At 64.4% G+C, this 25,085-nt stretch carries 20 protein-coding genes; 8 read left to right on the top strand and 12 right to left on the bottom strand.

All coding sequences use genetic code 11. From position 1 onward, the window contains the following. Nucleotides 1–157: 157 nt before the first annotated feature. Both mscL and EJ074_RS12450 read left to right on the top strand, forming a co-directional pair. Nucleotides 158–580 (top strand): large conductance mechanosensitive channel protein MscL, encoded by a 423-nt coding sequence (mscL, locus tag EJ074_RS12455; protein WP_095807783.1) that lies wholly within the window; start codon nt 158–160, stop codon nt 578–580. Between the two features lie 108 nt (nt 581–688). Next, entirely contained in the window at nt 689–1,855 is a 1,167-nt protein-coding gene (locus EJ074_RS12450) for a pyridoxal phosphate-dependent aminotransferase (protein ID WP_095807784.1), read from the top strand. 145 nt (nt 1,856–2,000) lie between these two features. Here EJ074_RS12450 and hemA read toward each other — a convergent pair whose 3' ends face one another. Beyond that, nucleotides 2,001–3,278 (bottom strand): 5-aminolevulinate synthase, encoded by a 1,278-nt coding sequence (gene hemA / locus EJ074_RS12445; RefSeq protein WP_095807875.1) that lies wholly within the window; start codon nt 3,276–3,278, stop codon nt 2,001–2,003. A gap of 278 nt (nt 3,279–3,556) precedes the next feature. On the opposite strand from hemA, the gene galE reads away from it, so the two are divergent. The 3 genes from galE (at nt 3,557) to EJ074_RS12430 (ending at nt 7,726) form a co-directional block, all read left to right on the top strand. Beyond that, nucleotides 3,557–4,552 (top strand): UDP-glucose 4-epimerase GalE, encoded by a 996-nt coding sequence (gene galE / locus EJ074_RS12440; RefSeq protein ID WP_095807876.1) that lies wholly within the window; start codon nt 3,557–3,559, stop codon nt 4,550–4,552. 94 nt (nt 4,553–4,646) lie between these two features. Then, nucleotides 4,647–5,897 carry a D-amino acid dehydrogenase gene (locus EJ074_RS12435; protein ID WP_129553486.1) on the top strand — a complete coding sequence of 417 codons (1,251 nt, stop codon included), beginning with the start codon at nt 4,647–4,649 and terminating at the stop codon, nt 5,895–5,897. A 2-nt stretch (nt 5,898–5,899) separates the two neighbouring features. Then, nucleotides 5,900–7,726 (top strand): alanine racemase, encoded by a 1,827-nt coding sequence (locus tag EJ074_RS12430; RefSeq protein WP_129553485.1) that lies wholly within the window; start codon nt 5,900–5,902, stop codon nt 7,724–7,726. 70 nt (nt 7,727–7,796) lie between these two features. On the opposite strand, the gene EJ074_RS12425 is transcribed toward EJ074_RS12430, so the two are convergent. From EJ074_RS12425 to EJ074_RS12390, 8 genes are all read right to left on the bottom strand, one after another. After that, on the bottom strand, nt 7,797–8,300 hold the full coding sequence (locus EJ074_RS12425) for a hypothetical protein (RefSeq protein WP_095807787.1): 504 nt from the start codon (nt 8,298–8,300) through the stop codon (nt 7,797–7,799). A gap of 165 nt (nt 8,301–8,465) precedes the next feature. Beyond that, nucleotides 8,466–9,824 carry an FGGY-family carbohydrate kinase gene (locus EJ074_RS12420; protein WP_095807788.1) on the bottom strand — a complete coding sequence of 453 codons (1,359 nt, stop codon included), beginning with the start codon at nt 9,822–9,824 and terminating at the stop codon, nt 8,466–8,468. Continuing rightward, on the bottom strand, nt 9,821–10,135 hold the full coding sequence (rhaM, locus tag EJ074_RS12415) for an L-rhamnose mutarotase (protein ID WP_176478409.1): 315 nt from the start codon (nt 10,133–10,135) through the stop codon (nt 9,821–9,823). Before rhaM ends, EJ074_RS12420 begins: the two co-directional genes overlap by 4 nt. Further along, a complete protein-coding gene (locus EJ074_RS12410) occupies nt 10,135–11,136 on the bottom strand; it encodes an ABC transporter permease (RefSeq protein ID WP_095807790.1) in 1,002 nt (333 codons plus the stop codon). Before EJ074_RS12410 ends, rhaM begins: the two co-directional genes overlap by 1 nt. Then, on the bottom strand, nt 11,133–12,110 hold the full coding sequence (locus EJ074_RS12405; protein WP_095807791.1) for an ABC transporter permease: 978 nt from the start codon (nt 12,108–12,110) through the stop codon (nt 11,133–11,135). The genes EJ074_RS12410 and EJ074_RS12405 overlap by 4 nt, the downstream gene beginning before the upstream one ends. Continuing rightward, nucleotides 12,107–13,666 carry a sugar ABC transporter ATP-binding protein gene (locus EJ074_RS12400; RefSeq protein ID WP_095807792.1) on the bottom strand — a complete coding sequence of 520 codons (1,560 nt, stop codon included), beginning with the start codon at nt 13,664–13,666 and terminating at the stop codon, nt 12,107–12,109. The genes EJ074_RS12405 and EJ074_RS12400 overlap by 4 nt, the downstream gene beginning before the upstream one ends. Before the next feature lie 84 nt (nt 13,667–13,750). After that, entirely contained in the window at nt 13,751–14,746 is a 996-nt protein-coding gene (gene rhaS / locus EJ074_RS12395; protein WP_095807793.1) for a rhamnose ABC transporter substrate-binding protein, read from the bottom strand. Between the two features lie 48 nt (nt 14,747–14,794). Then, nucleotides 14,795–15,604 carry a DeoR/GlpR family DNA-binding transcription regulator gene (locus EJ074_RS12390; RefSeq protein ID WP_095807794.1) on the bottom strand — a complete coding sequence of 270 codons (810 nt, stop codon included), beginning with the start codon at nt 15,602–15,604 and terminating at the stop codon, nt 14,795–14,797. 189 nt (nt 15,605–15,793) lie between these two features. Between EJ074_RS12390 and EJ074_RS12385 the strand changes: the two genes are divergently transcribed. From EJ074_RS12385 to ggt, 3 genes are all read left to right on the top strand, one after another. Beyond that, on the top strand, nt 15,794–17,896 hold the full coding sequence (locus tag EJ074_RS12385; RefSeq protein WP_095807795.1) for a bifunctional rhamnulose-1-phosphate aldolase/short-chain dehydrogenase: 2,103 nt from the start codon (nt 15,794–15,796) through the stop codon (nt 17,894–17,896). A 168-nt stretch (nt 17,897–18,064) separates the two neighbouring features. Further along, nucleotides 18,065–19,357, top strand: coding sequence for an L-rhamnose catabolism isomerase (gene rhaI, locus EJ074_RS12380; protein WP_129553484.1), 1,293 nt, complete (start codon nt 18,065–18,067; stop codon nt 19,355–19,357). A 90-nt stretch (nt 19,358–19,447) separates the two neighbouring features. After that, a complete protein-coding gene (ggt, locus tag EJ074_RS12375) occupies nt 19,448–21,187 on the top strand; it encodes a gamma-glutamyltransferase (protein ID WP_095807797.1) in 1,740 nt (579 codons plus the stop codon). Between the two features lie 8 nt (nt 21,188–21,195). Here the strand turns inward: ggt and EJ074_RS12370 are convergent, their stop codons facing one another. From EJ074_RS12370 to EJ074_RS12360, 3 genes are all read right to left on the bottom strand, one after another. Further along, nucleotides 21,196–21,543 (bottom strand): hypothetical protein, encoded by a 348-nt coding sequence (locus EJ074_RS12370; protein ID WP_165349918.1) that lies wholly within the window; start codon nt 21,541–21,543, stop codon nt 21,196–21,198. Between the two features lie 156 nt (nt 21,544–21,699). Further along, nucleotides 21,700–23,055, bottom strand: coding sequence for a sigma-54 dependent transcriptional regulator (locus tag EJ074_RS12365; RefSeq protein ID WP_095807798.1), 1,356 nt, complete (start codon nt 23,053–23,055; stop codon nt 21,700–21,702). After that, on the bottom strand, nt 23,052–24,920 hold the full coding sequence (locus EJ074_RS12360) for an ATP-binding protein (RefSeq protein WP_095807799.1): 1,869 nt from the start codon (nt 24,918–24,920) through the stop codon (nt 23,052–23,054). The genes EJ074_RS12365 and EJ074_RS12360 overlap by 4 nt, the downstream gene beginning before the upstream one ends. Nucleotides 24,921–25,085: the final 165 nt, after the last annotated feature.

The following is a 25,085-nucleotide window of genomic DNA, read 5'->3' as shown; positions in this document are numbered from 1 at the left end:
TCGGCGCATATGCGTTTGATCCCGCCGCCTGGACAAACCGCTGCCTTAACCCTTTTTCCGATTTTGCAACCGGGGGTTTTTGCTATGGTGGGGCCGGGTCGGCGCCGAGGGGAGAGGGTGAGGCGGCAGCGCGGCCGGTCATGGCAAGGAGGGTCGAATGCTGAAAGAATTCCAGGAATTCATCTCCAAGGGCAATGTGATGGACTTGGCCGTCGGCGTCATCATCGGCGCCGCTTTCGGCAAGATCGTCGATTCGCTGGTCAATGACATCATCATGCCGATCGTCGGAGCGATCTTCGGCGGGCTGGATTTCAACAACTACTTCTTCGGACTGTCCTCGAACGTCCACTCACCCGCGCTGGCTGACGCCAAGAAGGAGGGCGCTGTTTTCGCTTACGGCAGCTTCATCACCGTAGTGCTGAATTTCCTGATCCTTGCTTTCATCATCTTCCTCATGGTGAAGGCCGTGAACAATTTGCGCAGGAGGCTGGAGCGCGAGAAGCCCGCCGCGCCGGCCGCCCCGCCGCCGGCCGATGTGCAATTGCTGACCGAAATCCGCGACCTCCTCGCCAGGAGATAGCTGACCGACAGGACGCTGGACCAAAGCCCCGGTCGCCTGCGGCCGGGGTTTTCTGTTTGCGGCCGTCATAAAAGACGCTAGCAGTCGCCAAACGGAGCAGATTTGTGCATGACCCTGATCCAGAACCTGCGCGCGGAAGCCCGCGCCGCGCCCGAAAGCGGCATTGTCGCAGTCGTCAACCATGGCCGCCTGCGCGAAGGCCTGATTCCGCTCTGGGCGGGTGAGGGCGATCTGCCGACGCCGGCCTTCATCACCGACGCCGCGGCCCGGGGACTGGCGGCGGGCGAGACCTTCTACACTTGGCAGAAGGGCATTCCCGAGCTTCGGCAGGCGCTTGCCCGCTATTACGCCAGACATTTCGGCAAGAGTTGCGCCGAGGAAGAATTCATCGTCACGGGATCCGGCATGCACGCCATCCAGCTGGCGATCGACGCGGTCGCCGGCAGCGGCGACGAGGTCGTCTACCTGTCGCCGGCCTGGCCGAACTTTGCCGCCGCCGCGGGCGTCGCCGGTGCCGTTCCGATCGCGGTCACGCTCGACCAGTCTGGCAATGGCTGGTCCTGCGATGTCGAAAAGATTGCCGCCGCGATCACGCCCAGGACGAGAGCGCTGTTCGTCAACACGCCCTCGAACCCGACCGGCTGGACCGCCGACAGGCAGACGCTGCAGTCGATCCTCGATCTTGCCCGTCAAAGAGGCTTGTGGATCATCGCCGATGAAATCTATGCGCTGTTCCACTACGGCGGCGGCCGCGCTCCATCCTTTCTCGACATTGCGACGGCGGAAGACCGGATCCTGTTCGTCAACAGCTTTTCCAAGAATTGGGCCATGACCGGCTGGCGCGTCGGCTGGATCAAGACCCATCCCGCCTTGCAGCAAGTATTCGAGAACCTGATCCAGTACTCGACCTCTGGCGTCGCCCAGTTCATGCAGCGCGGCGCGGTAGCGGCGCTTGACGAGGGCGACGGCTTCATCGCCGAGCAGGTCGAGCGCGCGCGGGCGGCCCGCGACCTCGTCTGCAATATCTTGGGGGAGACCGGCAAGGCGCGTTTCACCGTGCCGCAGGGCGCGTTCTATCTGTTCTTCACCGTCGACGGCATCAGCGATTCCCGCGCAGCCGCCTTCGACATCGTCGACAACGCCAATGTCGGTCTGGCGCCGGGCACGGCCTTCGGACCCGGCGGCGAAGCCTTCCTCAGGCTATGTTTCCACCGCCGCCTCGATCAGCTCGAGGAAGCGGCGCATCGCCTGGCGAGGTGGATGAAGACAACCTGAGCCGACCTGAAGCCGCATTGAAACTCGGTCCGGTGCGCCAGCCGGGCTTTCGAGACCCGGAGCGCAGTGGAAATTGATATCCGTGAACAGCGGGAGCGCAGAAAGTCGCGGCGGATGGCCGCCGGAGTAGAGTTTCAAACGGCTTTCAGCCGCCCGACTTCGGCACCAGCAACGGAATGATGCGCTCGCTCTTGGCGACGGCCGGCCGTCCCGCCGAGGCATAAGGGATGCCGAGCGCGTCCCAGGTCTCGACCAGCGCGTCCTGCAGCTCGGCGATCAGCGCGTCGGAATGGAACGGGGTCGGCGTGATGCGCAGCCGCTCGGTGCCGCGCGGCACCGTCGGATAGTTGATCGGCTGGATATAGATGCCGTGCACGCCGAGCAGGCGGTCGCTGGCCATCTTGCACAGCTCCGGATCGCCGACCAGCACCGGCACGATGTGGGTGGCCGATTCCATCACCGGCAGCCCGGCCGCGGCCAGCACCTGCTTGGTCCGCGCCGCCTGGCGCTGCTGCGCCTCGCGCTCGGCCTGCGAGCGCTTCAGATGCTGGATCGAGGCGGTGGCGGCCGCCGCGATCGCCGGCGGCAGCGCGGTGGTGAAGATGAAGCCGGGCGCATAGGAGCGCACCGCGTCGATGACCGCGCTGCGGCCGCTGATGTAGCCGCCCAGCGTGCCGAAGGCCTTGGCCAAGGTGCCCTCGATGACGTCGATGCGCTCGGCCAGCCCTTCGCGCTCGGTGATGCCGCCGCCGCGCGGCCCGTACATGCCGACCGCATGCACCTCGTCGATATAGGTCATGGCGTTGTAGCGCTCGGCCAGCTCGACGATCTGCTTGATCGGCGCGATGTCGCCGTCCATCGAATAGACGCTCTCGAACACGATCAGCTTGGCGCGCTCGCGCCCGGCCGCCTGCAGCAGGCTCTCCAGATGGGCGACGTCGTTGTGGCGGAAGATCTTCTTCTCGGCGCCCGAGCGGCGCACCCCCTCGATCATCGAGGCGTGGTTCAATTCGTCGGAGAAGATCAGGCAGTTGGGCAACAGCCTGGCGATGGTCGAGATCGAGGCCTCGTTGGAAACGAAGCCGGAGGTGAAGACCAGCGCCGCTTCCTTGCCGTGCAGGTCGGCGAGCTCCTGCTCGAGCTCGACCAGCGGGTTGGAGGTGCCGGAGATGTTGCGGGTGCCGCCGGCGCCCGAGCCCATCTTGCCGGCCGCCGACTGGAAGGCGGCGATGACATCGCCGTGCTGGCCCATGCCGAGATAGTCGTTGGAGCACCAGACGGTGATTTCCTGGGCGCGGCCGTTGGAACGCCAGACGGCGCGCGGAAAGCGGCCGACGATACGCTCGAGATCGGCGAAGACGCGGTAGCGCCGCTCCGCATGGAGCTGGTCGATCGCTTCCTCGAAGAACCGCTGGTAGTTCATATCGGCTTCCCAATTTTGCGCCGGATCATAGTCACTGGCCGGATGCGCGTCCACCGGGACCCGTCCGGTCAAAATGCCACGCCCTACACCTGTTCCTAACGATGGCCGATCGTGGCCTATTCCCCGGGTCTGAGCCATCTTTGTTTCGGTACGATGCCTCGGACGGGAGGAACTGTTACAGACTTAACATTCAGGGAGGATATTGGGCTTGCGGCGGGGTTTGAAGTAAGGCGGCTGTTGGGACAGTTTCCGATAAATCTTGATCAGCGAGGTAGATGATGACGGTTTTGGTGACGGGCGGTGCCGGCTATATCGGCAGCCATATGGTCTGGGAGCTTCTGGACGCCGGAGAGGACGTCGTCGTGCTCGACCGGCTTTCCACCGGCTTCGAATGGGCGGTGGCGCCGGAGGCGAAGCTGGTCGTCGGCGATGTCGCCGATCGCGATCTGGTCTCGCGTATCATCCGCGAAAACAAGGTCGACGCCATCATCCACTTCGCCGGTTCGATCGTCGTGCCGGAATCCGTCTCCGACCCGCTCGGCTATTACGAGAACAACACCTGCAAGACACGTACGCTGATCGAGACCGCAGTGCGTGAAGGCGTGCCGCATTTCATCTTTTCCTCCACCGCGGCCGTCTATGGCGGCGCCGGGCTGGAGCCGGTGCGCGAGGATGCGCATCTGGCACCGGAATCGCCCTATGGGCTTTCCAAGCTGATGAGCGAATGGATGCTGCGCGACGCGGCCATGGCGCATGACATCCGCTACACGGCGCTCCGCTATTTCAATGTCGCCGGCGCCGATCCGAAGGGCCGCACCGGCCAATCGACGCCGGGCGCCACGCATCTGATCAAGGTCGCTTGCGAGACCGCGCTCGGCAAGCGGCCCTTCATGCAGGTCTTCGGCAACGACTATGCGACGCCGGACGGCACCTGCATCCGCGACTATATCCATGTCAGTGACCTTGCGGCGGCGCACCGGCTGGCGCTGCAGCGGCTGCGCGACGGCGGCGCCAGCCTCGTCGCCAATTGCGGCTACAGCCACGGCTATTCGGTGCTGGAGGTGATCGACAGCGTCCGCCGCGCCTTCGGCCGTGATTTCGATGTTCGAATGGGCGATCGCCGCCCCGGCGACGCCGCAGCCGTCGTCGCCAATTCCGAACTCGCCCGCAACGAGCTCAATTGGACGCCGCAGCGCGACGATCTCGATCTGATCGTCAACGATGCGCTGGCCTGGGAGCGCATCCTGACCGGCAAGAACTCGGCGCGGAGCTGAACAGCCAGGGCTCGTCCGGCGCGCCAAGACGCGCTATTGAGGACGCACGGCGCGTGGAGGCGCGCCGCACGCGGTTTTTCCTCTGGGGGGCGGCATGAAGGTTCTGGTGCTCGGGGCCGGCGTCGTAGGTACGGCGGCCGCCTACTATCTGGCGAGCGACGGCCACGAGGTGACGGTGATAGAGCGTCATCAGGCGCCGGCGCGCGGCACCAGCCGGTCGAACGCCGGCCTGGTTTCGCCCGGCGATGCCACTGCCTGGGCCTCGCCGGCGGCGCTGAAGACCTTCCTGCGCGCGCTCTACAACCACGACCTCGGCATCAAGGTGCGGCTGCGCTTCGATCCTTACTTCCTCGCCTGGAGCCTGCGCTTCCTGCGCCAGTGCACGGTGGCGCGCCTGCGCGCCAACAGCCGGGTCAAGCTGCGCCTGGCGCTCTATTCGCGCGATTGCATCAACGCCATCTCTGCCGATACCGGCATCCGCTATGACGAGCGCAAGAAGGGCATCATCTATTTCTTCCGCTCGCAGCACAGTCTCGACACCGGCACCGACAATTACCGCTACCTGGCCGAACATGGCCTGCCGATCGAAATCGTTGGCCGCGAGCGGCTGGTCGAACTGGAACCGGGCCTTGCCGGGGCCAAGGAAAAGATCGCCGGCGGCGTCTATTCGCCGATCGACCAGACCGGCGATTCCAAGCAGTTCACGCAGAATCTCGCCGCTTACGCGACCGAAAAGCTAGGCGTCCGATTTCTGTACGGCACAACCGTCGAGGGCTTCGACATCGATGGCGACAGGGTGCGCGCGGTGATGACTTCGGCCGGTGCGGTCGCGGGCGATGCCGTCGTCATCTCGATGGGGCCGGAAAGCGGCCTGCTCGGACGCCGCTACGGTATCGACCTGCCAGTTTATCCCGTCAAGGGCTACACGGCCACCGTGCCGCTCGAGGATGCGAACAAGGGCCCGACCATGGGCGGCGCCGATGAGGACCAGCTGATCGGCTATTCGAGGCTGGGCAACCGGTTGCGGCTCGCCTCGACCGCCGAGTTCACCGGCTTCGACCGCAGCTTCAAGCCGCGCGATTTCGCCGCCATGTTCAGGACCGGCAAGGATCTCTTTCCCGGCGCCTTCGACGAGAACAAAGCGGAGCTTTGGGCGGGCTTGCGGCCGATGATGCCGAATTCGGTGCCGGTGATCGGCCAGGCGAAATACCGCAACCTCTATCTGGACGCCGGCCACGGCCATGTCGGCTGGACGATGGCTTGCGGCTCCGGAAAATTCCTCGCCGACCTTGTTGCCGGGCGCAAGCCGGAGATCGACCCGCAAGGGCTGCTCTACAGGAACTAGCGATGTCCGGACCGCAAGTCGCCATCGACCTTGGCCGCATCGAGCGCAATGCGCGCACCGTGGTCGAGCGCTGCGCCGGGGCAGGCATCAAGGTCTTCGGCGTCACCAAGGGCACCTGCGGCATGCCGCAAGTGGCGCGCGCCATGCTGCGCGGCGGCGTCCACGGCATCGCCGAGTCGCGTTTCGAGAACATCCGCCGTCTGCGCGACAGCGGTGTTGCCGCGCCGATCATGCTGCTCCGAAGTCCGCCGATCGCCCGCGTCGAGGAGGTCGTGCGCACCGTCGACATCAGCCTGCAGTCGGAGCTTGCCATCATCCGGGAGATCGCCCGCATCGCCGAGCGCATGGGCCGTATCCACGACATCATGCTGATGGTCGATCTCGGCGATCTGAGAGAGGGCATCTGGCCGAACGACCTGGTGGCGACGGTCGAGCAGATCCTCGAAATGAGAGGCGTGCGCATCGCCGGCATCGGCACCAATCTCGGCTGCTTCGGTGCCATCATGCCGACCGAGGAGAATCTCGGCCAGCTCGTCGCTCATGCCTACAAGACCGAGCGTCTTTGCGGCAAAAGCCTCGACTGGATTTCCGGCGGCGCCTCGTCGTCACTGCCGCTACTGCTCGATGGTCGTCTGCCCGCCGGCATCAACAATCTCAGAGTTGGCGAGGCAATTCTGCAGGGCGGGCTCGAAACCTTCCGCGATCCGCCCTGGGACGCGCTGGAGCTCGATGCCTGCCGGCTGACCGGCGACATCATCGAGGTCAAGCTGAAGCCGTCGCGGCCGATCGGCCAGTCCGGCTACGACGCCTTCGGCAACCAGCCGGTGTTCGCCGACGAGGGCGATCGCTTGCGTGCCATCGCCAATATCGGTCGCGAGGACGTGCTGGTCGAAGGGCTGGTGCCGATCGCCAAGGGTGTGCGCGTGCTCGGCGCGTCCAGCGACCATCTGCTGCTCGACGTGCAGGACGCCGATCCGCCGCCCCGGGTCGGCGACCGCGTCGCCTTCCGCATGAGCTATGGCGCCATGCTGATGGCAATGACCTCGGAATATGTCGAGAAGGCTCCGATGCACGATGTCGTGGACTATTCGGGCCGCAAATTGGTCTCGATCTCGGCCGACCCCGCCGCCGCCGGCATTCTCGCCCGCGAGGCGACGGGGGCCAGGCTGGAGGCGTTGAACTTCGACGTCGTCGAACTCGCCGATGCGGACAGGCCGCCCTCGGGCTTGATCCGGCTCAGCACGGGCGCCGACTGCCGCATTGCGCACAGGGCGATGGCCGCCACGGCGCGCGCCACGCATTCCTTCGGCCTGATCTGGATCGATTCCATTGCGGCACTTATGCCCGAGGAGATCGACGGCATCGACCTGCCGCAAGTCTCGGTGCTGGCGCGGACGTTAGGGCTCGATCACAAGCCGGGCGCGCTGCAGCCGCAGCTCTCGCCGGAGAACGTCGTCCTGGTCGGCCTTCGTCACGCCGATCCCGCCGAGGCGCGGGTGCTGGCGGATTCGCGCGTTTCAGCCTTCACCATGACCGACATCGACGCTATGGGCATGCGCGACGTCATGCGCGAGGCGATCCACATCGCTTCTTCCGGCACGCAGGGCTTCCATGTCGCCTATGCGCCCGAGGTCACCGAGTTGGCCGGCTGGGCGGCAGGCTCCGGCGGCATCACCGTGCGCGAGACGCATCAGGCGATGGAGGCGATCGCGCTGTCCGGCGGACTGCTGTCGATGAGCGTTTCCGGCTTGGGCGCAGAGTTAGAGCCCAGGCTTGCCGCTGAGATGATCAACTTCGTCATGTCTGCGTTCGGCAAACGGATTCTCTGATCACGTTCGGCTCGGATCGAGAAGACGCGGCGACGAACAAGTTCATCGCCGCGTCGAGCGGCTGCGATCGCTACTGCAGCGACTTGCGAACGCGCACGAAAGGCGCCGGATCGATCAGGTCGTCCTTGTTCAGCGTGCGGCCCGCGCAGCAGCAGCAATAGCAGTAGCACATGCTTGCGCCGAGGGGCCCGACCTTGAGGGAATAGCGTTTGTCCTTCGGGATATACATCCAATCTCCCGCATTGAGCTCGATGCCGTCATAGTAGACCGAGCCGGACATGATGAAGCGGACGCCGTCATTGTCATGAGAATGCTCGCCCACTTCCGCGTTGGGCGCGGTGGCGGTGATGAAGAACTGGCCGCCGTCCAGGTAGAAGGGCAGCTGCCATTTGGTGAACCCGGTTGGAAGCTGTTCGTGCGGAACGCCCAGGAGGTTGCACAGCGCCACGGCTTCCTTGTCCCTGGATGTCAGGATCCGTGACTTCATCTTGTGTCCGACTTTTGCCAGCGCCTCGTCGATGCGCTTCTTGCCGTCGACGAAATCGATGTGCGTAGGTTTGAATGCGGCACTCATCTTGGGCCTCCGTGAAGGATTGATTAAAAATATATCTATCTCTTACATTCGATCGAGCAGCGAATGCTTTCCATACATGATACAATACATGAAATTATTATGTGATCGGCTTCACGCTTGTTTCCGCGACGCCTTCAATTGCACTGTTGGTCAATCGACTGGTAATTAGATGGCTGCCCGCCAGGCACGCGCATATTTGCCCCAGGCGAGCTCCACCGGCGGCTTGGTGCGCTCGCCCTTGCTCATCACCGCGGCGCCGTCCGCGACCAGAAGCGCCGCGCCGACGCTGGTGCCGGTAGAACCCTCCGAGTCGATGACCGGCCGCTCCGTCGCTGCTGCCAGCATGCGGATGAAAGGCAGGTTCTGCGCGAAGGGTCCCTCGACGATGGTCGGCCCGTCGCTGCCGATCAGTTCCAGGCAGGTCGCGGTCATCAGCGCGAGATAGAATGAGATGGCGACGAAGCGCTCGCCGGGACTCAGGGCCCCGGCATCGATCCACTGCTGTTCGCGATCGGGAAACGGCCCGGAGCCCTGCTGAGCCGATGGCAGAAGCAAGGCGTTTCGCGCCAGCACGCTGGCGACATCGTCCTCGCTCCAGGCTTGGGATTTGCCACCGGTCAGCAACGAGAACTCGCGCCCGCCCATGAAGCGCGCCGAGGGCACGGGATCGCCGAGCGCGTTGACATTGACCAGCGTGTCGCGCGCCGGATCCAGTTCGACCTTCCGGCCGCCGACGGCCATCGCGACGACCCAGGTGCCGGTCGAGACAACGGAGAAGGGCGGCCGATCGGACAACAGATGCGGCAGCAGCGAGGCGTTGGAATCGTGCAGCCCGCACAACACCGGCGTGTGCGGCTCAAGCCCGGTCTTCTGCGCGATTCCCTGCCGGATCGGTCCCAGCCGGTCTTTCGCAGGTCGCACCGGCGCCATCAGCCGCCGCCAGCCCATCCGGTCGACGAGCGATGAATAGTCGGCCTGCCAGGGATTCCACAGGTCGGTATGGCAGCCGAGCGACGTCACCTCGTTGGCGGCGACGCCGGTCAGCCTGAGCGCCCAGTATTGCGGATACATAAGGATCGCGGCAGCTCGGGCGAAGTCCGTCGCAAACCGCTGCTGCTGAAAAAAGAGCTGCGCGCCGATGTTGAGGCCGGCCGGCAGACGCGGCGTGCCGGTCTCGGCGAAGGGCGGGCGGACGGCGTCATACTCACTGCTCAATGCATCGGGTCCGGCGAATTCATAATCGATCACCGGCAGCGCCAGGCTGCCTTCGGCATCCACCAGGACGGCCGTCGCGCCATGGGTGGTGATCGAGATGGCATCGATGTGCTGCTTGGCGTGCAGCGTCCCGAGGCTCTCCAGGATGAAGGCCCACAAGCGCTCGACATCGTGATGAGGGTAGAGGCCTTCCGCGGCGGCGGCGTTGGCCGTGCGCCGCAGCCCCACCTCGCGCATGGTGGCGAGATCGACCAGCGCCACCTTGGCATTCGTCTTGCCGATATCGATGACGGCGACCTTGCGGATCATGCCATATGGAACATCGTTTCCAGCGGCATTGCCACCGGCTCGTTGTCGGCCCGGGTTTCCATGATATCGGCCATATGCGCCCACCAGCGCTGCATCACCGGATGCTTCGGCAAATCGGCCATGCCGTGATCGTCACGCCGCCACAGCACCCCGAACAGGATACTGGTCTCCTCGTCGAGATGGATCGAATAGTCGGAGACGCCGGCCTGCTTGAGCAGGGCGACCAGCGACGGCCAGATCTCGTCGTGGCGGCGCTTGTACTCGGCCTTCATGCCGGGATTGATCTTCATCTTGAAAGCGTATTTTTCCATCAGGCGAAGCGCCCCTCGCGCAGCCGCCGCCAGACGATCGGCAGCGCGATCACGATGATCAGCAGCAGGCCGATGAAGATCGACATGACGATGCCCGGCACGTTGAGCAGGCCAAGGCCGAAGGTCACCAGGCCCATGATGAAGGCGGCAAGGACCACGCCAAGGATGCTGCCGGCGCCGCCGAGGATGGAGACACCGCCCAGCACCACCATGGTGATCGCCTCGAGCTCATAGCCCTGCGCGATCGACGGCCTCGTCGAGCCGAGGCGCGAGGTGATCAGCACGGAGGCGATGCCCGACATCAGCCCCGTCAGGCAGAACAGGATGAACTTGATGCGATCGACGCGCACGCCGGAGAACTGGCAGGCGACCGGATTGTTGCCGATGGCGAACACGTGACGGCCGAAGCTCGTGCGGTGCAGCACGAACCAGTAGACGAGCGCCGCGACCAGGAACAGCGCCAGCTCGAACGAGAAAACCCACCAGACATAGCCCTGCCCGAAGAAGGCAAAACTCTCCGGATAGCCCTTATAGGCCTGGTCGCCGAGAATGATGAAGGCAATGCCGCGAAACAGGCTCATCGTGCCGATGGTGACGACGATGGAGGGCAGGCCGAGCCTGGTCACCAGCAGTCCGTTGAAGGCGCCGCAGCCGAGCCCGACGGCGATGCCGATCGCCACCAGCACCGGCATGCCTGCGCCGGCTTGCAAGGCCATGCCCATCATCGTCGAGGCGAGCGCCACGATCGCGGCGACCGACAGGTCGATCTCGCCGGAGATGATCAACAGCGCCATGGCGAGCGCGATCAGGGCCTTTTCGGTGAAGTTGAAGGTCAGGTCCGACAGCGACCACGGATCGAGGAAATAGGGCGAGGCGAAGCTGTTGATCGCAAAGATGATGATGGCGATCACGACCAGCAGCGCCTCCCAGGAGAAGATCGCCGAGGAGAGCGGCTTGTCGAGCCGGTCGGGGATATGACGCGGGGCAGGGGTGTCGGTCATGCCGCTTCCGCCTTTCTGAGGATGATGCGGCCCTGCCGGCGCTCGCCGCGTGCATTGAGCACCACGGCCAGGATGATGGCGCTGCCCGAGATCGCCATCTGCCAGAAGGGCGAGACGTTGATGACCGGCAGTGCGTTGGAGATGATGCCGAGGAACAGCGCCCCTAACACCGCGCCGCCGACCGAGCCGATGCCGCCGGCGATCGAGATGCCGCCGATGACGCAGGCGGCGATGATGTTGAGCTCATAGCCGTTGGCGACTTCGACCGAGGCGATCACATAGCGCGAGATCCATAAGTACCCGGCGAGCCCGCCGATCATGCCGGAAATGCAAAAGACGATGAACTTGGTGCGGCCGACATCGATGCCGGCATAGACCGAGGCGGTCGGGTTCACGCCGATGGCATGGATCGAGCGGCCGATAGCGGTGCGTGTCATCACCAGGAAGAACAGCGCGATCACCAGGATGGCGATCCACGACAGCACCGGCAGGCCGAGGAAGGCGGCGCGCTGGAAATTGATGAAGTCCGGGCTCATCTGGTCGGCATTGACCCAGGCGCCTCCGGAAATGACGAATGTCGCCCCCCGATAGATGGTGAGCGTGCCGAGCGTCACCACGATGGAGGGAATGTTCAGCCGCCACACCAGGAAGCCGTTGAATGCGCCGAGGATCAGGCCGACGAGCAGCGCGATGACGATCAGCACCGGAATCGGGATCGCCGGATGCGCGGCATTGAGCATCGCCACCACCATGCCGGTGAAGCAAAGATTGGACGCCATCGACAGGTCGATCGAGCGCGTCAGGATCACCACCATCTGGCCGAGCGCCAGGATCATCAGGATCGAAGTGTCGTTGAACACCTGGCGCAGGTTGGCCGGATTGGCGAAACCAGGGAAGCGCGTCGAAATCAGGCCGATCAGCACGACGATGCCGGCAAGCAGCCAGATCTCGCGATATTTGAGGAAGTTCTTCATGCCGCGATCCCCGCTGCTGTCCTGACCAGCGTCTCGGCGTCGAGGCCCTTGTTGTCGTAGGTTGCCGCGATGCGGCCCTCGCGCATGACCACCACCCGGTCCGACATGCCAAGGATCTCGGGCAGTTCCGATGAGACCATGATCACCGAAAGCCCCTGCGCGACCAGCTCCGCCATGAAGCCGTGCACGGCGGCCTTGGAGCCGATGTCGATGCCCTTGGTCGGTTCGTCGAGGATGATGACCTTGGGCGCGGTGGCCAGCCATTTGGCGATGACCACTTTCTGCTGGTTGCCGCCGGAAAGCGTTCCGACGTCCTGGCTGAGCGAAGAGGCGCGCAGATCAAGGCGCTCGGTATAGGAGCGGGCGAGCGCGAACTCTTCCGCCAGCCTGAGCACGCCGGATTTCGAGGTCCGCTTGAGCGATGGCAGCGAGACGTTCTGAAAGATCGGCAGGCCGATAACCACGCCCTGCTTGCCGCGCTCTTCCGGCACATAGACGATGCCGGCCTCGATGGAATCCGCGGCCGATTTCGGCGCGATCGTCTGGCTGTCCAGCGAGATGGTGCCTCGGCTCGTGCGCGTGATGCCGGCGATCGCCTGCATCACCTCGCTGCGCCCGGCGCCGACCAGCCCGTAGAAACCGAGGATCTCGCCCTTGCGCAGCTCGAAGCCGATGTCGTCGAATTCGGTCGGATGCGACAGGCCGGACACGACAAGCACCGGCGCGCCGATCTTCGGCTCGCGCTCCGGGAAGATGTGGTCGACGTTGCGGCCGACCATCATGCGCACGATCTCGTTCTGGCCGGTATCTTTCAGCAGACCCTCGCCGACCATCTCGCCGTCGCGGAAGACGGTGTAGCGGTCGGCGATGCGGTAGATCTCGTCGAACTTATGGCTGATGAAGAGCACCGCCTTGCCTTCGCTCTTGAGGAATTCGATCAGGAGGAAAAGCTCTTCGATCTCCTTCATCGAAAGCGCCGCCGTCGGCTCGTCCATGATGACGATGCGCGCATCGATCGACATGGCGCGTGCCACAGCGACCAGATGCTTGTTGGCGATGCCGAGGTCTTTCAGACGTGCGTCGGCGTCGATATGCCCGGCACGCATCGTCTCCAGCACCTCGCGCGCGTTCTTGCGCATGGTGCGCCAGTCGATGATGCCGAAGCGGGTGCGCGGCGCGTGGCCGAGAAAGATGTTTTCGGCGACCGACAGATCGTCGAACAGCACGGTCTCCTGGTGAATGGCGGTGATGCCGTGGCCGAAGGCGGCATGGGCGCTGGGGAGCGTGGTGGTTTGCCCGTCGATGCCGATCTCGCCGGCGTCGGGCTGGTAGATGCCGGTCATGATCTTGACCAGCGTCGACTTGCCGGCGCCATTCTCGCCGATCAGCGCCGTCACCTGCCCCGGATAGAGCGATAGGCTGACATTGTGCAGCGCGCGCACGCCCGGGAAACTCTTGGAAATGCCTGAGAGCGTCAGGCGCGGGCTGGCGCTCTCAATCAGGCCTGACGGCTCGGGCCGCTCCGTCTCCATTTTGCGCTGGGCAGTCGTGTCCATATCCGTGTCAGGCCCTGAGAGAAGGTCCGTTTGAAGTTGCGGCGGGACAATTGTCCCGCCGCATGAGTTCGAAGCCGACCAGGATCAATAGATCTTGGAGAACTTCTCGATGTTGGTCTTGTCGAACTGGAAGGGCGGAGCCATCGCAGCCGAGTTGGTGTCGTCGAGCGTTACCTTGCCGACGCGGCCGATCGACAGCGTGGCGCCGGGCTTGGCCTCTTCCTTCTTCACCGCCAGGTCGTGGGCGAGGTAGATGGCCGAGTAGCCGAGGTCGATCGGGTTCCACAGCGCGACCGCCTGGCTGGCGCCATTGTCGATGAACTTCTTGAACTCCGACGGCAGCGCCAGGCCGGTGACGTTGACCTTGCCGATCAGGTTCTCGTCGGTCACCACCTGCGCCGCGGCGACGACGCCGACGGTGGTCGGCGCGATGATCGCCTTGAGATTGGGATAGGACTTCAACAGGCCCTTGGCTTCGTCCGTGCTCTTGGCCGAGTCGTCATCGCCATAGACGGTGGCGACGAGCTTGATCTTCGGGAATTTCTCCGGCAGCACCTTCTTGGCCGCCTCGATCCAGGCGTTCTGGTTGGTCGCGGTCGAGGAGGCCGACAAAATGGCGACCTCGCCGCCTTCCGGCAGGTAGTCGGCGGCGAGCTTGATGATGGTTTCGCCGATCAGGTTGGTGTCGGACGGGTTGAGATGGAGCTGGCGCCCTTCCTTGGCCACGCCCGAGTCCCACGAGATCACGGTGATGCCGCGGTCCATCGCCTTCTTCAGCACCGGCACCAGCGCGTCGGCGTCGTTGGCCGAAACGGCGATGGCATTGACCTTCTGCGCGATCAGCGAATTGATCACCTCGATCTGCGCCTCGGCGGTCGCCTTGGTCGGGCCGGTGTAGATGACGTCGACATCGCCCAGTTCCTTGGCCGCTTCCTCGGCGCCCTTGTTGGCGGCGTCGAAGAAGCCGTTGCCGAGCGACTTCACGACCAGCGCGATCTTGACGTTCTCGGCATAGGCGGCGTTGACGAACATGGCGGCGGAAAACGCCGCCGTGACCAGCAGTTTCTTCAAAAAGCTCATCGAATATCCTCCCTTGAGCGTTGCATTCCATCGCCGCTGCGGGCCGCCTCAGGCCTGCAGTGAAGATTCTTCCTTCTCGCCTGACTGTCTGCGGGCGACGACCAGCGCCACACCGGCAGTCTCGAGCATCTTGGCTTCGCGATCCTCTATGCCGTCGTCGGTGATCACCGTCGCGATGCGCGACAGCCCGCACAGGATCAGGCTGGAGCGCATGCGGAATTTTGAGGAATCGACCAGCACCACCAGTTCGTCGGCCTGGTCGATCAGCTTCTGCTCGGCCTGAATCAAGAGCGGGTCGCCTTCCATCAGCCCCAGGGGTCCCAGGCCTTGTGCGCCCATGAACATGCGGCGCGCATAGAAATTGCGCGTCACGTCATTGTCGAAGGGAGACAGGATGATGTTCTGCTCGCGGTAGATCGTGCCGCCCGACAGCATCACCGTGTTTTTCGAATGCTTGAGCAGATGCTCGGCGATCGGGAACGAATTGGTGAAGATCGGCATGCGCCGTCCGGACAGAAAATGCACCATCTGGAAGGTGGTGGTGCCGCCATTGATGATGATCGGCTCGCCATCGTTGCAGAGGTTCACCGCCTCCCGGGCTATCGCCCGCTTCTGCGTGGCGTTCAGCGTCTCGTTGACCGAGAAGGGCCGTCCGGCAAGGCCGATGAACTGCGGCGGCGAGATCGCCTCGGCGCCGCCGCGCACCCGGCGCAGGCGTTTTTGCACATGCAGCGCCGCAATATCGCGCCGGATCGTCGCCTCGGAAGAGTCCGTGAGGTCGACCATCTCCTGCACCGTCACCACAGGCTTTTCCTGGACGGCGGACAGAATGATCCTGTGGCGCTCTTTTTCGTGCATGGTTCCTCCCTGCGCGACCATCAGGCACTAGAAAGCGCGCAGTGTCAATCATTTCCGATCATATATTTTCATTGTGCAGTGCAATATGATCGATATTGATCGTTTATGATTGACAAGCCGCCCGCTTGCGTAGACATTCGCCGCGAGAAAGAGGAGCGCGACGTTCGCGCTCCAAGGGAGGATCCTCATATGCTCGACAAGCGCTCCGGCTCGCGCCTCGCCAATCTTTGGGACGATGCGAAAACCGTGGGGATGAGCGGTCCCGAGCTTCTTGTCTATCGCTCGAACACGCTCGGCTCCGACAAGCGCGTCACCAACTATGGCGGCGGCAACACCTCGTCCAAGGTCTGGCAGAAGGACCCGCTGACCGGCGAGGATGTCGAGGTGCTATGGGTCAAGGGCTCGGGCGGCGACAGCGCCTCGATCAAGCTCGACGGCTTCGCCACGCTCTACATGGAAAAGCTGCGCGCGCTGAAGGGCCTCTATCGCGGGCTCGCGCATGAGGACGAGATGGTCGGCTACCTGCCGCATTGCACCTTCAACCTCAATCCTCGCGCGGCCTCGATCGACACGCCGCTGCATGCCTTCGTGCCCAAGGCCTGCGTTGATCACATGCATCCCGACGCCATCATCGCGATCGCCGCCGCCAAGGATTCCAAGGCGATCACGAAGGAGATCTTCGGCGATGCCATCGGCTGGCTGCCCTGGAAGCGGCCGGGCTTCGAGCTCGGCCTGTGGCTGGAGACATTCTGCCTCGAAAATCCCGATGCCAAGGGCGTCGTGCTCGAAAGTCACGGACTGTTCACCTGGGGCGACACGCCCAAGGAGTGTTACGAGACGACGATTTCGGTGATCAACCAGGCCATGGAGTGGTTCGAGCGCCGGTCGGAAGGCGTGGCGATCTTCGGCGGCGAGGCGGTGCAGTCGCTCGATGCGCCGGCGCGCCGCGCCATCGCCGCGAAGCTGATGCCGAGAATCCGCGGCCTTGTCTCCGAAAAGAGCCACAAGCTCGGTCATTTCGACGACCAGCCGGCAGTGCTCGAATTCGTCAATTCGAAGCACCTGCGCCCCCTGGCGGCTCTCGGCACGTCCTGCCCGGATCATTTCCTGCGCACCAAGATCCGGCCGCTGGTCATCGAGTTCGACCCGGCGAAACCGGATGTCGATGCAGTCATCGCGCGCCTTGCGAACGATGTCGCCGAATACCGCGCCGGCTACCAGGCCTATTACGACCGCTGCAAGCATGCGGATTCGCCCCCCGTGCGCGATCCGAACGCGGTGGTCTATCTCATGCCGGGCGTCGGCATGTTCACCTTCGCCGGCGACAAGGCGACCGCGCGCATTTCCGGCGAATTCTACGTCAATGCGATCAACGTCATGCGCGGCGCCTCGACCGTCTCCTCCTATGTCGGTCTGCCGGAACAGGAAGCGTTCGACATCGAATACTGGCAGCTCGAAGAAGCCAAGCTGCAGCGCCTGCCGAAGCCGAAGGCATTGGCCGGCCAGATCGCGCTGGTCACCGGCGGCGCCGGCGGTATCGGCCGCGCTACCGCCAGCCGCCTGCTGCGCGAAGGCGCCTGCGTGGTGCTGGCCGATATCGACGAGGCGGCACTCGCCAGCGCCAACGAAGAGCTTTCCAAAGCCTTCGGCAAGGACTTCGTCCGCCCGGTGGTCATCAACGTCACCTCGGAGGAGCAGGTTGTCGCCGGCTTCGCCGAAACCGCGGTCGAGTTCGGCGGCATCGACATTCTGGTTTCGAACGCTGGCCTGGCCTCATCGGCGCCGATCGAGGAGACGACGCTGGCGCTGTGGAACAAGAATATGGACATTCTGTCGACCGGCTACTTCCTTGTCTCGCGCGAGGCCTTCCGGCTGTTCCGCGTGCAGAAGATCGGCGGCAATGTCGTCTTCGTCGCCTCCAAGAACGGGCTAGCCGCTTCCCCCAACGCTTCCGCCTATTGCACGGCCAAGGCGGCCGAGATCCATCTGGCGCGCTGCCTGGCGCTGGAAGGCGCGGAGGCGCAGATCAGGGTCAACGTCGTCAATCCGGACGCCGTGCTGCGCGGCTCCAAGATCTGGAGCGGCGAATGGAAGGAACAGCGCGCCGCCGCCTACAAGATGTCGACCGACGATCTCGAGGAGCATTACCGCTCGCGCTCGATGCTGAAGCGCTCGGTTTTCCCGGAGGACATCGCCGAGGCGATCTACTTCTTCGCCTCCGACATGTCGGCCAAGTCGACCGGCAACATCGTCAATGTCGACGCCGGCAACGCGCAAAGCTTTACGCGGTAAACTATTGAGGGCGGCGCTGCCCCTCACCCTTACCCTCTCCCGGTGAAGAACGGGGAGAGGGGGACGCCAGCGCCGGAGTGCTTCCCTTCTCCCCGTCAATACGGGGAGAAGGTGCCGGCAGGCGGATGAGGGGCAGCGCCAGCCGAACGCATTTTGGGAGGAATTGCAGTGTCCGAATTGATCATCTCGGCTGACGTCATCGAAAAGGGCAATGCCGCCCGCAAAACCGATCTCGAGCGCGACTATGCCTCGCTCGGCGAGCGCCTCGACCGGGGCGGCATCGCCATCGACGCCATCCGCGACAAGGTGGAAAAATTCGGTGTCGCCATCCCCTCCTGGGGTGTCGGCACCGGCGGCACGCGCTTCGCCCGCTTTCCCGGTCCAGGCGAGCCGCGCGACATCTTCGACAAGGTCGAGGACTGCGCCGTCATCCAGCAACTGACACGGGCAACACCCACCGTCTCGCTGCACATCCCCTGGGACAAGGCCGATCCCAACCGGCTGAAGCAGGCGGCGTCCCGCTTCGGTCTCAGTTTCGATGCCATGAATTCCAACACCTTCTCCGACGCCCTTGATCAGAAGCTCTCCTATAAGTTCGGCTCGCTGTCGCACGCCGATGCCGGCACGCGCCGGCAGGCGGTCGAGCACAATCTCGAATGCATCGAGATCGGCAATACGCTGGGCTCGAAGGCGCTGACGGTGTGGATCGGCGACGGCTCGAATTTCCCCGGCCAGGTCAATTTCGCCAAGGCCTTCGAGCGCTATCTCGATGCCATGCGCGAAATCTATGCCGGCCTGCCGGATGACTGGCGCTTGTTCACCGAGCACAAGATGTACGAGCCGGCCTTCTATTCGACGGTCGTGCAGGACTGGGGCACCAACTACATCATCGCCAGGGAGCTCGGCGACAAGGCCTTCTGCCTGGTCGACCTCGGCCACCACGCGCCCAACGTCAACATCGAAATGATCGTGTCGCGGCTGATCCAGTTCGGCAAGCTGGGTGGCTTCCACTTCAACGATTCCAAATATGGCGACGACGACCTCGATGCCGGCTCCATCGATCCCTATCGGCTGTTCCTCGTCTTCAACGAGTTGGTCGATGCAGAGCTTGCCGGCGCCAACGGTTTCAATCCCGCGCACATGCTCGACCAGAGCCACAACGTCACCGATCCGATCGAAAGCCTGATGCTGTCGGCGGTCGAGGTGCAGCGCGCCTATGCCCAGGCGCTGCTCGTCGACCGCAAGGCGCTGGAAAGCTTCCAGGAGGCCAACGACGCGCTGATGGCGACACAGACGCTGAAGGCGGCCTATCGGACCGATGTCGAACCGATTCTCGCCATGGCGCGGCTCAGGACAGGCGGCGCCATCGATCCGGTCGCCGCCTATCGCGAGGCCGGCTACCGCGCGAAGGTCGCGGCGGAAAGGCCGGCGGTGGCGGGTGGCGGCGGCGGGATTGTTTGAGCCGAAGCCGTTCGATAATTCGATTTTTATTGGACTAACGCGCTTCCACGGTCTTTCCTAGGCGTTCCCACGCCCCGGAGAGCCCCGCCAATGCCTATCACCCGCCGGACGCTGATCGCCCTCAGCCTGTCGCTCAGCTTCGCCCTTGCACAGTCAACAGCGGTTTTCGCTGCGTCGCCCGCTCCCTCCAAGGGCGAGCACGGCATGGTGGTGACCGCTCAGCATCTGGCCTCCGAGGTCGGTGTCGAGGTGCTGAAGAAGGGCGGCAACGCCGTAGATGCGGCGGTTGCCGTCGGCTATGCGCTGGCCGTCGTCTATCCGAACGCCGGCAATATCGGCGGCGGCGGTTTCATGACCATTCGCCTGAAGGACGGCCGCTCGAGCTTCATCGACTTCCGCGAGCGCGCGCCGCTGGCCTCCACCAAAACCATGTATCTCGATAAGGACGGCAATCCCATCAAAGGCGCCAGCCTCGACGGCTATCTCGCCGTCGGCGTTCCCGGTTCGGTTGCCGGCTTCGAGATGGCGCGCCAGAAATACGGGACGCGGCCCAGGCAGGATCTGATGGCAGCGGCAATCGCCTATGCCAAGGACGGTTTCGTGCTGAACCAGGGCGACGCCGCCTCCTTTGCGAGTGGCGCTGCACGGTTGGCCAAGGATCCGGCTGCGGCCGCAATTTTCTTGAAAAAGGATGGCAAGCCCTACACCGCCGGCGAGCGGCTGATGCAGCCGGACCTTGCCGCCTCGCTATCCGCCATTTCCGAAAAGGGCCCCGAGGCCTTTTACAAGGGGCCGATTGCCGACGCCATCGTCAAGGCCAGCGGCGCCAAGGGCGGCATCCTGGCCAAGGCCGATTTCGAGCAATATGCCGTGCGCGAGCTGAAGCCCGTCACCTGCTCCTATCGCGGCTACGAGATCATCTCCTCGCCGCCGCCGAGCTCGGGCGGCGTCATCATCTGCGAAATCCTCAACGTGCTCGAAGGATACCCGCTGTCCTATCTCGGCGCCGGTTCGGCCGAGACGGTGCATGTCATGGTCGAGGCCATGCGCCATGCCTATGTCGACCGCAATTCGGCGCTCGGCGATCCGGATTTCGTCGACAATCCGGTCTCGAAGCTGCTCGACAAAAGCTATGCCAAGGACATTCGCGACAAGATCGATCCGTTCCGCGCCGGCGTGTCGAAGGAATTGATGCCCAAGGGCTTCGGCGAGTCTAAGGAAACCACCCACTATTCGATCATCGACAATGACGGCAACGCGGTAGCGGTCACCTATACGCTCAACGGCTCCTTCGGCGCCGGCGTGGTCGCCGACGGCACCGGCATCCTGCTCAACAACGAGATGGACGATTTCACCCAGAAGCCGGGCGTGCCCAATCTCTACGGGCTGGTCCAGGGCGAGGCCAACGCCATCCAGCCGAAGAAGACGCCGCTGTCATCGATGAGCCCGACGATCGTGACCAAGGACGGCAAGCCGTTCATGGTCATCGGCAGCCCGGGCGGTTCGCGCATCATCACCATCACGCTGGAGGCGATCGTCAACGTGATTGATCATGGCATGAACATCCAGGAGGCCATCGACGCGCCACGCATCCATCACCAGTGGCTGCCTGACACCGTCTATATCGAGCCGTTCGGTCTGTCGCCCGACACCGAGAGGCTCTTGGCCGGCATGGGCTATCACCTCGACCTTGCCGACCAGACCTGGGGCCAGGCGGCCGGCATACTGGTCGGCGGCAAGAGCCTCGCGGAGATCGGGAAAGGCGGCGGCGCGCGCTACAACGGCGCCATCGACAGCCGCGCCGCGGCTGGCGAGGCGCTGGGCTACTGACTGGCGGATCAGGCGACCAGCGTGATCGTCGATGCGATCAGGAGCACGGCCGCGATGCCGACGAACAGCGCGTAGAGGCGCGGCCGGTCGAGCAGCAGAGCGTTGCCCGAAATCCAGGCCGAGGTGGCGCCTCCGAGCGCGAACAGGAAACCGTTGCGGTGGCCGAACGCCATCGAGGCGGCCATCAGGCCGCCGATGATCAAGGCGCCAAACACGATGATGACGGCGACGGCGTATTTCTCGAAATCATTGCCGCTGCCCATGGCCGGCCCCAGTGCGTTGAGATTCTGCAGGTCTTCCGGATCGAAAGGGTTGGCCGAGCCGTATTCGTCCTGACCGAGGGATTCGCGCATCATTCGTTCTCCGCTGGGCGGCAACAAACCATCAACGCTTGCCGAGCGCAACCAGCAACGCCATCACGGCGGTGCGTTCGAACGTGGCTGGTGCCGACGTGCCACGGTTTCCCGGCAGGGCTCAACGGCCTGGATTGGATCGGGTTCCCCAAGCTTGCCCTATCTGGAAAAATCGCTTCGCACGATGCCGTGCCGTTGCAGCTTGTCGTAAAAGGTCTTGCGCGGAATGCCGAGCGCCTCGATCGTGCGCCGGACGTCGCCATCGTTGCGGCCAAGTGTCTCGCGGATGATCTCGGCCTCGTAACGCTCCAGTCGCTCCGGCAGCGGCAGGTTGGCGTCGATCTCGCCCGAGGCGACGGAACTGCTCTCACCCATCTCTTCAAGCCCGAGCACGAAGCGCTCGGCAAAATGTGCCAGCTCGCGCACATTCCCGGGCCAGTCGTGGTCTCTGAGATGGCGTTGGATGGCGGCCGGCGCGGTGGGGACAGTGCGGCGGAACCGGGCAGCCGCCCGCTCGGCGAAATAACCGAACAGGAGCGGCACGTCGTCCCGGCGCTCGCGCAGCGGCGGGATCGAGAGCGTTACCACGTTGAGCCGGTAATAGAGATCCTCGCGGAAATTGCCGCGCTGGGCCGGGTCGCCGAGGTCGACCTTGGCGGCGGCGACGACGCGCAGGTCGACCGGCCGGACCTCGTTGGTGCCGAGCGGCGTCACCTCGCGCATTTCCAGCACGCGCAGCATCTGCACCTGCGTCGACGGCGGCATGCTTTCGATCTCGTCGAGGAACAGCGTGCCGCCGCTCGAATGCTCGATGCGGCCGATGCGCTTCTTCTGCGCGCCGGTGAAGGCGCCGGCCTCGTGGCCGAACAATTCGCTTTCGATGACGGTGTCCGGCAGCGTGCCGCAATTCAGCGCGACGAAATTGCCCTGGGCGCGGCGGCTCCAGCGATGCAGCAGGCTCGCCACGACCTCCTTGCCGGAGCCGGTCTCGCCGGTCACCAGCACGTCGACATCGGTGTCGGCGATCTGCCTCAGCGTGCGGCGCAGCCGCTCCATCGCCGGCGTCTGGCCGATCAGCGGCAGGCCTTCCTGCGCCTGCTCGGCCGCCTCGCGCAAGGCGCGGTTCTCCATCACCAAATGGCGCTTCTCCGCGGCACGCCACACACTTTGCGCCAGCCGGTCGGCGGCGAAGGGCTTGGTGATGAAATCATAGGCGCCGTCCTTGATCGCCTTGACCGCCATAGCGATGTCGCCATGCCCGGTGACCAGGATGACGGGGATATCCGGGTCGAGGTCGACCACACGGTCGAAGAGCTGCAGGCCATCCATTTCGGGCATGCGGATGTCCGATACCACGACGCCGGCAAAGCTGGCATTAAGGCCGGCAAGGGCCTCGCTGGCCGAGGAAAAGGCCGACACTGCAAAACCGGCGAGCTCCAGCGTCTGCCGCGTCGCCTTCAGCAGGTCGGTGTCGTCGTCGATCAGGATGACCGGAGACGGATTGCCGTTCGTCATGTCGCGCCGTCTGCCTTCGAGAGATGGATGGTGAAGCGGGTGCCCTGGTCGCTGCTTGCCACCTCGATGCGTCCGCCGTAGTCGGCGACAATGTCCTTGGAGATGACGAGGCCGAGGCCGAGACCCTTCTCCTTCGACGTGTTGAACGGCGTGAACAGAGACTTCAGGATCGCGGGCGGGATGCCGGGACCGTTGTCGCACACGATCAGCGCCACGCGGTCGGTTGTCTCGATCGCTGACACTTCCACCCGCGCATCGTCGCGGCCTTCCAACGCCTCCAGCGCGTTCTGGAAAAGATTGATCAGCACCTGTTCGAGCCGCAGGCGGTTGCCCATGACCTTGAGCGTCGGCGAGGGCAGCGTGATCGCCAAGGCTTCGAGCCGCCCGGCAAAGCGGCTCCTCAAAAGCACCACCGCGCCTTCGATGACGCTGCGCAGCTCGACCGGCTCGGCCGCCGTGCGGCCCTTGCGGGCAAAGGCCTTCAGCTCCTCGGTGATCGAGCCGATGCGTTCCGTCAGCGCGGCGATGGCGTCGAGATTTTCCTCGGCCGGCGCCGTCTGCTTGCGCTCCAGGAAGACACGGGCATTGTCGGCATAGGCGCGGATGGTCGCCACCGGCTGGTTGATCTCATGCGCGACGCCCGCGGCCACCTGTCCGAGGGTCGCAAGACGGTTGGCCTGCACCAGCTCCTGCTGCATGACCTGCAGCTTCGCCTCCGTGCTGCGGTGGTCGGCGATCTCGATCTGCAGCCGGTCGCGCGCGAGGCTGAGATCCTGAGTGCGCTCGGCGACGCGGCGTTCGAGCTCGGCGCGCGCCGCCTGTTCGGCGGCAATCCGCATCTGCGCCGATTGCCGGCGCCACAACAGATAGGCGGCTAAAGCGATGAGCGGGACCAGGACGCCAAGCGCCAACAGCCGCATTTCGCGTTGCGCCGCGGCGATCGGCGCTTCGGCCGGAACGAGATAGTCAAGCTGCCAAGGGGTCGAAGGCACGGCCGCCGACAGCCGCAGATACTCGGCATCGCCACCGCCCGGCGTGATGGCCTGGACCAGCGCGACATCCCCGCTGAGCGGTTGCGGCCGCGTGATCGGCAAGGGCACCAGCGGCGCGTCGCCGAACTGTTGGCTGGAGCGGATGTCGGCCCTGACCGGCTGGTTGAGCGGAGCGGTGGTCATGAAGCGCCAGGAGGGCACGCTGGTGATCAGCACCACGCCATGTTCGTCGCTGACATAGGCCGGGCGGTTCGCCTCGTGCCAATCGGCCTCGAGCTGGTCGAACTCCATCTTGACCACGACCACGCCGAGCGGTGCCGCCGCGCTGCCGACACGGCGCGAAATGTAGAGCCCGGGCCGCTTGCTGACATTGCCGAGCGCGAAATATTCGGCGGTGCCGGATTGCATCGCGCCGGAGAAGTAGGCCCGAAAGCCATAGTCGTTGCCGACGAAGCTCACGGGCTCGCGCCAGTTGCTGGAAGCGACCGCCAGCCCATCCGTGCCGGTGACATAGAGCACCGAGGCCTTGGTGCCGGAGACCAGCCCTTCGAGCTTGCGGTTGAGCACGTCGATCGAGGCGGCGCTGCGTTGCGTCAGTGCGTCGTGCACCTGCTGGTCCTCGGATAGCAGCAATGGCAGCGCGCGGGGATTTTCCAGCACCGCGCGCAGCAGCGCGACCTTGAGATTGGCATCGGTCCGCCCCTGCGCGGCCAGCGCCTCGACCTCGGTCGAGCGTCCATAAAGGCCGGCGCCGTAGAGCGCTGCGACCACGATGAGCAGCGCCACCGACGCAAACAGCAGCCACGCCTGCCGCGCCCGCCCGGCAAGCAGTTCGGGGGTCGAGGAGAGGACAGCGGCCGGGCGTTGCAGCATGGTCTATTTGTGCATGATTTCGCACAAGGCGCAATTCAGCCTATGCGGATCGCCGCACGGCCGCTTGCCACGCAACAATCGCGAGGTCAAAAAAGCATGCAGAATCAAGCAGGAATCCTCGGAACGCGAATCTGGCACGCCTATTGCTAACGTATCTGCAGCAGC

The sequence above is a fragment of the Mesorhizobium sp. M3A.F.Ca.ET.080.04.2.1 genome, from assembly GCF_003952525.1.
Classification (GTDB): domain Bacteria; phylum Pseudomonadota; class Alphaproteobacteria; order Rhizobiales; family Rhizobiaceae; genus Mesorhizobium.
The sequence above is the reverse complement of the archived record's forward strand: the minus strand, read 5'-3'. Positions and strand labels throughout refer to the sequence as shown.